Annotated in this window: 1 protein-coding gene; it reads right to left on the reverse strand. The window is 76.9% G+C overall.

The genetic code is table 11. The features are described 5' to 3' along the window. The coding region (locus tag ACFXAM_RS38295) for an amino acid adenylation domain-containing protein (protein WP_380298515.1) at window positions 1-3,240 on the reverse strand (3,240 nt) is incomplete at both ends.

Consider the following 3,240-nt stretch of genomic DNA (forward strand, 5'->3'; position numbering starts at 1 on the left):
CCACCGAGCCGATCGGCACGTCGGTGCCCGCCCCGAGACGGGTGAGCAGGGCGGCGAGCGCCGCGTGCAGGGTCATGAACATCGTCACCCGGTGCTCGCGCGCCAACCGGACGAGGTCGCGGTGGAGTTCGGCGCCGAGCGGCAGCACGACGCGCTCGCCGCGGTGGCCGCTGTCGGCGCGCCGGGGGCGGTCGACGGGCAGCGCGAGCTCCTCCGGAAGGTCGGCCAGGGTCTCGCGCCAGTAGGCGAGTTGACGCGCGGCCGGGCTCTGCGGGTCGGCCTCGTCGCCGAGCAGCTCGCGCTGCCAGAGCGCGTAGTCGGCGTACTGGACGGGCAGCGGGCGCCAGTCGGGCGCGGTGCCGTCGCGGCGGGCGGCGCAGGCGGTGGCGAGGTCGCGCAGCAGCGGGTCCATCGACCAGCCGTCGCCGGCGATGTGGTGCAGCACCAGGACCAGCAGCCGGTCGTCGGTGCCGTCGCCCGCCAGGAGGAGGTGGGCGCGGATCGGCAGGTCGGCGGCGAGGTCGAAGGGGATCTCCGCGCAGGCGGTGACCGCCTGCGCCGGGTCGGCCGGGGCCGTGGTGCGGAGGTCGAGCGGGACCCTGGCCTCGCCGGCCGGGAGGATCCGCTGGTAGGGCTCGCCGTCCTGCTCGGCGATCACCGTGCGCAGGCTCTCGTGGCGGGCGACCAGGTCGTCGAGGGCCGCCGCGAGGACGGCGGGGTCGAGCGGACCGGCGACGCGCAGGGCGAGCGGCAGGTTGTAGAGGGCGCTGGGGCCCTCCATCCGGTCGATCAGCCAGAGCCGGCGCTGGGCGAAGGAGAGCGGCAGCCGCTCGGGGCGCGGTCCCGCGACGAGGGCGGGCCCGGGGCCGGCGCCGCCGTCCAGGCGCTGGGCGAGGCCGGCGACGGTCGGGGCCTCGAAGACGTCCCGGATGCCGAGTTCGGTGCCGAGCACCGAGCGGACCCGGCCGGCCAGCTTCATCGCGAGCAGCGAGTGGCCGCCGAGCGCGAAGAAGTCGTCGTCGACGGAGACCCGGTCGAGGCCGAGGACGTCGGCGAACAGTCCGCAGAGCAGTTCCTCGCGGGCGGTGCGGGCCGCGCGGCCGCCGCCGAAGAGGCCGAAGTCCGGGGCGGGCAGGGCGCGGCGGTCGATCTTGCCGCTGCCGGTCAGCGGTAGCGCGGCGAGCGGGACGACGGCGGCCGGGACCATGTGGCCGGGCAGCGCCTCGGCGGCGAACCGGCGCAGCTCCAGGGCGAGTTCGGAGCTCGGCGGGGCGGTGGTGGCGCAGTGGGCGACCAGCCTGCGGTCCCCGTCGGCGCCCTCGTGCAGGGTGACCACGGCCTGCTGGACGCTCGCGTGGCGGGCCAGCACCTGCTCGATCTCGCCGAGTTCGATCCGGAAGCCGCGCAGCTTGACCTGGTGGTCGGTGCGGCCGAGGTAGTCGAGGCCGCCGTCGTGGGTGCGGCGGACCAGGTCGCCGGTGCGGTACATCCGGGCGCCGGGGGTGAACGGGTCGGCGACGAAGCGCTCGGCGGTCAGCGCGGGGCGGCCGAGGTAGCCGCGGGCCAGGCTGCGGCCCGACAGGTAGAGCTCGCCGGGGACCCCGGGCGGGACGGGGGCCAGGTGCTCGTCCAGCACGTAGGCCCGGGTGCCGAGGACGGTCCGGCCCAGGGACGGGCGGTCGGTGGCCGCGAACGGGTGGGTGAGGGTGTCGACGGTGGCCTCGGTGGGGCCGTAGAGGTTGCGGGTCTCGGTGTGCGGGGCCTCGCGCAGCCGGGTCCACAGCGCCCGGCCGACCGCCTCGCCGCCGAGGAGCAGCACCTTCGGGGCCGCCCCGCCGTCCAGCAGGCCTTCGGCGAGCAGCTGTTCGGCGTAGCTCGGGGTGACGTTGACGACGCCGACGGACTCGCCGTGGACGTACCGGACGAGGGCGGCGGCGTCGCGGCGCAGGTCGTCGCCGACGAGGTGCAGCTCATGGCCGGCGATCATCCAGAGCAGGCCGTCCCAGGAGGCGTCGAAGCAGAGCGAGGCGGTCAGGGCGACGCTCAGCCGGCCGTGGGCGCGCTCGGGCCCGGCGAAGGTCTCCGCCCGGTGGTGGGCCAGCAGCGCGGCGATCGAACCGTGGCCGACGACCACGCCCTTCGGGAGGCCGGTGGAGCCGGAGGTGTAGATGACGTAGGCGGCGTGCGCCGGGTCCAGACGCACCGGCGGGGCCCCGGCGGGCCGGTCGGCCCAGGCCGCGGCGTCGGCGGGCAGCACGGTCAGGCCCTCCAGCACCTCGGGCAGCGGCCAGCCCTCGCCGGTGAGGACCAGGGCGGGCGCGGAGTCGGCGAGCATGTGGGCGGTGCGCTCGCGCGGGTACTCGGCGTCCAGCGGCAGGAAGGCGGCCCCGGCCTTGAGCACGGCCAGCTGGGCGACCACGGTGTCCGCCGAGCGCGGCAGGGCGAGCGCGACCACGCACTCCGGGCCGATGCCGGCCGCCACCAGGCCGTGCGCCAGGCGGTCGGCGCGGGCGTCGAGTTCGGCGTAGCTCAACCGGACGTCCCCGAAGACCAGGGCGGTCGCGTCCGGGGTGCGGGCCGCCTGCGCGGCGAAGGCGGCCGGCAGCAGCGGCACGTCGGCGGGCAACGGGGCTGCGGGGGCGAGGAGTGCGGCGCGCTCGTCCGCGTCCAGCAGGTCGGCGCGGCCGATCGGGCGGTCGGGGTCGGCCACCACGGCCGCGAGCAGGCGCCCGAAGCGGGCGGCGATCGACTCCGCGGTCCGCCGGTCGAACAGGTCGGTCGCGTAGTCGAGCGCGCAGTCCAGGCCGGCGGGCGAACCGTCGGGGCCGAAGAACTCCTCCAGCGTGACGTTGAGGTCGAACTTGGCGACGCCGGTGTCCGAGGGCAGCGCCTCGACGGCCAGGCCGGGCAGCTCCAGCACGCCTTCACCGGCGGACTGGAGGACCAGCGCGACCTGGAACAGCGGGTGGCGGGCCAGCGAGCGGGCCGGGTTGAGCTCCTCGACCAGCCGCTCGAACGGCACGTCCTGGTGGGCGTAGGCGCCGAGGCCGGTCTCCCGGGCGCGGCCCAGGAGTTCGGCGAAGCTCGGGTCGCCGGAGGTGTCGGTGCGCAGGACGAGGGTGTTGACGAAGAAGCCGACCAGGTCGTCCAGCGCCTCGTCGGAGCGGCGGGCGACCAGCGAGCCGATCGGCACGTCGGTGCGCGCCCCGAGGCGGGTGTGGAGGGCGGGGAGGGCGGCCG

The organism is Kitasatospora sp. NPDC059462, assembly GCF_042749955.1.
In the GTDB taxonomy this organism is placed as follows: Bacteria; Actinomycetota; Actinomycetes; order Streptomycetales; family Streptomycetaceae; genus Kitasatospora.